Source organism: Inquilinus sp., from assembly GCF_057815775.1.
On sequence record NZ_JBYRFX010000339.1, the window covers coordinates 1 to 5,875 of the forward strand.

The 5,875-nt window shown below is 66.2% G+C and carries 3 protein-coding genes; all 3 read left to right on the top strand.

Annotation, left to right across the window (positions count from 1 at the left end; translation table 11 throughout):
• Positions 1–680: hypothetical protein (locus tag AC3XYG_RS12060; RefSeq protein ID WP_489140076.1), on the top strand; the 680-nt coding region annotated here is incomplete at its 5' end.
• Between the two features lie 1,475 nt (positions 681–2,155).
• The gene (locus AC3XYG_RS12065) at positions 2,156–2,359 is read left to right on the top strand and encodes a hypothetical protein (RefSeq protein WP_489140077.1); all 204 of its coding nucleotides are present in this window, start codon (positions 2,156–2,158) and stop codon (positions 2,357–2,359) included.
• A 31-nt stretch (positions 2,360–2,390) separates the two neighbouring features.
• On the top strand, positions 2,391–5,741 hold the full coding sequence (locus AC3XYG_RS12070) for an adenylate/guanylate cyclase domain-containing protein (RefSeq protein ID WP_489140078.1): 3,351 nt from the start codon (positions 2,391–2,393) through the stop codon (positions 5,739–5,741).
• Positions 5,742–5,875 lie beyond the last annotated feature (134 nt).

Consider the following 5,875-nt stretch of genomic DNA (forward strand, 5'->3'; position numbering starts at 1 on the left):
GTCGTATGGTCGGCGCCATTGCCCCCGGCGGACCCATGAGGGAGCGAGGGGAGAGCGGCGCCATGCGCCACGATCGCGGCTCTGCCGAGCCGTTGTCGCGCGACCACGCCGACGGTGGCGGCCCCTGCGCGGCGTCGACCGGTGGCTTGCCGCCCGGCGAACGCTGCCGCCGACACCGGCTTCCGCAACGCGACAGCGGCCGTGCCGGCGCAGCTACACGCGGTCCCACAGCTATGACCGACGCCACCACGATCGAAACCATGCCGTCGCCGCCGGCGACGACGGGATTGAGCGAGGCCCGGATTGCCGAGATCCGCGTCCTGGCCAAAAGAGCGGACCAGCTGCTCGAAGCGTCGCTCTCGGCCGACACACGGCTTGCCTACGGCAAGGCCTGGTGCGCCTGGAGTGAATGGTGCCTGGTCTACGGTATCGACCCCGCGGGCGATGGAGCCAATGGGCGCTGGCTGGTGCTGCATCTCACGGCGCTGGCCGAGACCCGCTCACTGTCGACCATCCTGCTGCGCCGGGCCGCGGTCGTGTCGATCCGCAATCGGCTGAAGCGGCCGCTCGACCTCGTCGATGCCGAATTCCAGGCCTTCCTGAAAGGCCTGCGTCGGACCAAGGGTGCCCGGCCGGTGCGCAAGGCGGCGCTGCTCGAGCCGAAGCCTCCCTGGTGCTGACCCCGGACGCGCATCCAGGCCTCGCCGGCGAGGCGCTGGCCAGCAGGGAAGGGGAGGGGACTACGACAAGAGCTGCTCATGGCGACCCGCTAAGCGAATTCGTTCGACTTCTCAGCAGGTTGCCTGAATCATTGCGGACCGGAAACTGCGCTATCCATAGGCTGCACGCTTAAATTCCGCCCTGCTGGACCGAAAGTTCATGGAATGTCCGATTTGCCGGGTCGCCATGAGCAGCTCTTGTCGTAGCCCCATCATGGGACCGCCGATCATCGGACGTCCGTCCGACGCAGTATCGAGCCTGCGCAACGTGCTCAATATTTGGGCTTGTGCGTGAACCGGGAGCCAGCTCGGATCACCCCGGCCGACAAGCGCTCACGGAAGAGACCGCGAATGCCTCCGGTGGCGCGACCTAAGGGTTCGGCGCACGCACTCCCAAACCGGACAATCTGATCGCTATCGCGTCATGGTCCCTTAATCCCGTGACGGGCAGGAGCACGAGTTGCTCACCTTGCCGAGCGGACCGGCTGCGAGATGGTGGACGTGTCCCGTGAGGCCGGCTCTGCCGCTACCTTTGGGACCGGGGTGGGCATCTTCCAGAGGATCTTATGCAGTTCTGAAGGTGCAAGCGCTGGGGCCTTCCCGGTTTGTCCCCTTAGCGTGGTTTTCTGCTCGTTCTATGTCGTTACCCCTCTTTGGGGGAGCTTGCCGCATGCCCAGGGGTGCGGCGGACGACCCGGCACCGGCCCTTGACCCGCACCCGGGGTGACCCGCCATGCCGCGCGGGCCGGGCAACGCGCGCTGAGCGGACCGCCGGGGCCCGCGCCGAAAGACAAGAAGCCCGACGACCCATGTCGCCGAGCTTCCACTCCTATCTATTGCCTATATTATTTGTCTTCTCTTTGTTTGCTTCCTTACCGGCATGCAATAGGGACCCCGTATACGGGGTCCCTATTGCATGCCGGTTAACATCTTCCGGATGGCCGCACCGCGGCGACCAATGCGGCGCTGATGCAGAGTGCCGCGACGGCTGTCGGAAGTCTCGGCTTCGAGGGCCTGACGGCGGCCGCGATACGGTCTCTGCCGATTTAGGCATTCGCTTCCTGCCGAGGGCAGGCGCTCCGAACCGCGTCCTCTATCGCCCGGAATCGCTGCATCAGTCAGAAACCGGAGCTTCGCGCAGAGGACGACTGCGACACCATCATGTTGCCGGAGTGGCCGGATCCGGCTCGATGGGGGAGCCCCAATCGTGCGGCATGGCCGACGCCGCACGATCGATCGCACCAACGGTCGGCCCCAATCCAACCATCCCGCCGTCCGCCCCAACTACCTGACGGCGCCCACCTGTGCACTGTTCTTGTCGCCGCTTTCCACAATGCGCTTTGATGTCGTACGATAACCCGGTAACCAACAAAGTGGAATCCCACGGCGGCCCGGCCCATCGTTCTGGGGTCGAGGTTTTCCGAATGGAGGCACGCATGACAGAGAACGACAATCTCAGCCAGCCGTCTCGGATCCTGGTTGCTGATAACGACACCGTATCGAGACAGAGTGTGGCGTTGGAAATACGTTTACCCTTCCAGTCGAACTCTGCCGAGCGCCAGCATACTGAGATTGGTGCCGGTGGCAGGATGATCGCCCAAGTCTCTAGGCAGCCCAGGTTCGTCGAACTGCGCTATTAGCAACCGACCGCCTGGACTGGGAGGACGTTCGATGGACGTCGCGGCATGGCTGCTAAGCCTCGGCCTCGATCAGTATGCGGACGCGTTTCGGGCGAACGATATCGACGTCGGCACTCTCCCGGCGCTGACTGTCGAAGATCTCAAGGATCTTGGAGTCACGTCAGTCGGCCACCGTCGCCGGCTGCTCGTTGCCATCGCCGCTCTGGGGGGCGACGTCACACCGCCCGCAGCGGTCGATCATAGGCATACTGAGCCTGAGCGACGGCATCTGACTGTCATGTTCGTCGACCTAGTCGGATCAACCGCGCTTTCCACCCGGTTCGACCCCGAGGACATCCGGGTGGTGATCCGGACCTACCAGAGCGTCTGCGCCGACGCGATCGCCCGCTTCGACGGCCATGTCGCCCGCTATGTGGGCGACGGCCTGCTGGTCTATTTCGGCTATCCACAGGCGCATGAGGATGATGCTGAGCGGGCGATCCGCAGCGGCTTGGAGATTGCTGAGGCGGTGGGTCGGCTGGCTGCGCCCGACGGGGCGCCGCTCGCCATACGGATCGGGATCGCAACCGGGCTGGTGATCGTCGGCGACCTCATCGGCGTGGGTGACAGACGACAGCAGGACGCGGTCGGCGAGACGCCGAATCTGGCGGCCCGGCTACAAGCGATGGCCGAGCCCGGCACCGTGATCGTGGCCGACGACACCCGCCGGCTGACTGCAGGACTGTTCCGCTTCGCCGATCTTGGTTTGCACGAGCTCAGGGGCTTTGCCGCGCCGATCCTCGCTTGGCGGGCGGTCGCGGTCGGGCTCGAGATCGACCGCTTCGAGGCGCGCTCGGCGGTTGGGCTGACCCCGCTGGTCGGGCGCGAGCCTGAGATTGGCCTGCTGCTGGAGCGCTGGGCATCGGCCAGGGATGGCGATGGCCAGGTGGTGCTGCTCGCTGGTGAGCCCGGGATCGGCAAATCCCGCATCGTCCGGGCGCTGCGCGAGCAACTGGAGGGCGGGTCCTATACGCCGCTTCAATATCAATGTTCGCCCTACCACCAGAACAACGCGCTTTATCCTGTGATCACACAGCTCGAATGGGCAGCCGGTTTCGACCGGGATGATGCTCCGGTGCAAAAGCTGGAGCGGCTGGAGGCGCTGCTGGCCGCGTCGACGGACGACATCAGTGCCACGGCGCCGTTGATTGCTGCCCTGCTGGGACTTTCGGCGGACCACCGCTATCCGCCTTCGGATCTCACGCCGCAGCAGCAGAAGCAGCAGACCCTCGTGGCGTTGCTCGATCAGCTCCGCGGGCTGACGCGGCAGCGGCCGGTGCTGGCGGTGTTCGAGGATCTACATTGGGTCGATCCCACCACGCATGAGCTGCTGGACCGGCTGGTCGCGGCAGTACCGGGCCTGCCCGTGCTGGCGATCCTGACCTTCCGTCCGACCTTTGCGCCTCCCTGGGGCAATCCCGGTCATATCACCCCTCTGACCCTCGTCCGCCTGGGGCGACGCCAGGTGGCCGACTTCGCCGATCGGCTGGTCGGGGGCAGGACGCTGCCGGCCGAGGTGCTCGAGCAGATCGTGGTCAAGACCGATGGCGTTCCCCTGTTCATCGAGGAGTTGACCAAGACCATTATGGAATCGGGGGTTATGCGGGATGAGACCGACCGGTATGTTCTGGTCTCGCCGCTGCCGCCGCTGGCCATCCCCGCGACGCTTCACGACTCGCTTCTGGCGCGCCTTGATCGGATGGCGCCGGTGAAGGACCTGGCCCAGATCGGCGCGGCCATCGGCCGGGAATTCTCCTATGAATTGATCCGTGCCGTCGCAGCGATCGACGAGGACCGGCTGCAGGACGGCCTGACCCGCCTGGTGCAGGCGGAGTTGCTGTTCAGCCGTGGCGCGCCGCCTGCCGCGACCTATAAGTTCAAGCACGCCCTGGTGCAGGACGCCGCCTATTCCAGCCTTCTCCGAAGCCGACGCCAGCAGTTGCACGTGCGGATCGCGCAAGTAATGGCGGAGCAGTTCCCTGAGATCGTCGAGACGCAGCCGGAGCTGCAAGCCCACCACCTCGCCCAGGCGGGGCTGACCGGAGAGGCGATCGGGTACTGGCACAACGCCGGAAAGCTCGCCTGGTCGCGGAGCGGGATGCCCGAGGCCGTGGTGCATCTTCGGCAGGCGCTCGCCCTGCTCGAGACAGTGGCCGACCGGGCCGAGCGGCGCAGTCAGGAGATCGCGATCCTGCTCGATCTCGGCGATGTGCTGCGGTCGGCCAAGGGCACGGCATCGACGGAGACTGGCACCGTCTTCGAGCACGCGGTGGCGCTTTGCAAGCAGGCCGGCGACATCGACGGGCAGCGGCATGCCCTGTATGGGCAGGCGATGTCGCACTACAACCGTGCCGAGCTGCGCCGGGCCTACGCCGTCGCCGACCGGCTTTGCCTTCTCGGCGAGGAGACGGGCGACGGCCCCGCATTCCAGATGGGCAGCGAGTGTCTCGGCGTCGTCACCTTTTCGCTAGGTGAGCTCGCCGCCGCCCGCCACCGGCTCGAAACCATGCAGGACCACCCTGGCTACGTGCCGTCGGCGGATCCCAATGCATTCCTGTATCTCAGTTGGGCGCTGTTCGCCCTGGGCTATCCCGACCAGGCCGCCTTGCGCTGCCATGAAGCGTTGGAGTATGCGGACAGCTGCCCCAACCCGTTCCAGATCGTGTGCCTTATGGGCAATGCCTGCTACTCACATCAGCTTCGTCGCGATGCGGCTGCGGTGGCGGAGCAGGCGGGAAAGGCGATCGTGCTGGCGGCCCGGCGCAGCGTTCCGTTCTACCAGAATGTCGGCCGGCTCCATGCAGGTTGGGCTCTGGCCGAGATCGGCCGGCCGGAGGATGGCCTTGCGCAGATGGAGGAGTCCCTGGCGGCGATGCGGCGGCTGGGGCATGAGATAGAGCTGCCGTACAGCCTGTCCCTTCCGGTTCCTGCGCTCGCGCGGATCGGTCGGTACGATACGGCACTGGACCTTCTGGCCGATGGCCTGGCCATCATTGAACGGACCGAGGAGCAGTGGTTCACTGCTGAGCTGCATCGGCTGCGGGGCGAAGTGCTGCTGCGCCGGGGGGATGCCGTCGACGCCGCCGAGGACTCCTTCCGCCGCGCCCTCGACATCGCCCGGGAACGGCAGGCGCGGATGTGGGAGCTGCGCGCCGCCACCAGCCTGGCCCGGCTTTGGCGGGGGCGGCGACACTACGCCGAAGCGCATGACCTGCTCGCGCCGGTCTATTGCTGGTTCACCGAGGGCTTCGACACGCCGGACCTCCTGGAGGCAAAGGCCCTGCTGGACGAGCTTCGCGAGGCCGCCGTGGGACCCGGCGCCGGCTCAGCCACGCAACCGTGACAGCGCCGCCGGCAACAGCAGAGCCACCTCGGCTCCATGTGACCGTCGGTGCCAAATCGGGTTGGTTGGGGATGTGGGTAGAAGTTGTCACAAGGGCATGCCGAAGGAGACAGGTGCAGATCGAGTGGCGGCGC

Coding starts and splice junctions, on each gene's coding strand:
- AC3XYG_RS12065 (WP_489140077.1), top strand. CDS start 2,156: ATGACAGAGAACGACAATCTCAGCCAGCCGTCTCGGATCCTGGTTGCT.
- AC3XYG_RS12070 (WP_489140078.1), top strand. CDS start 2,391: ATGGACGTCGCGGCATGGCTGCTAAGCCTCGGCCTCGATCAGTATGCG.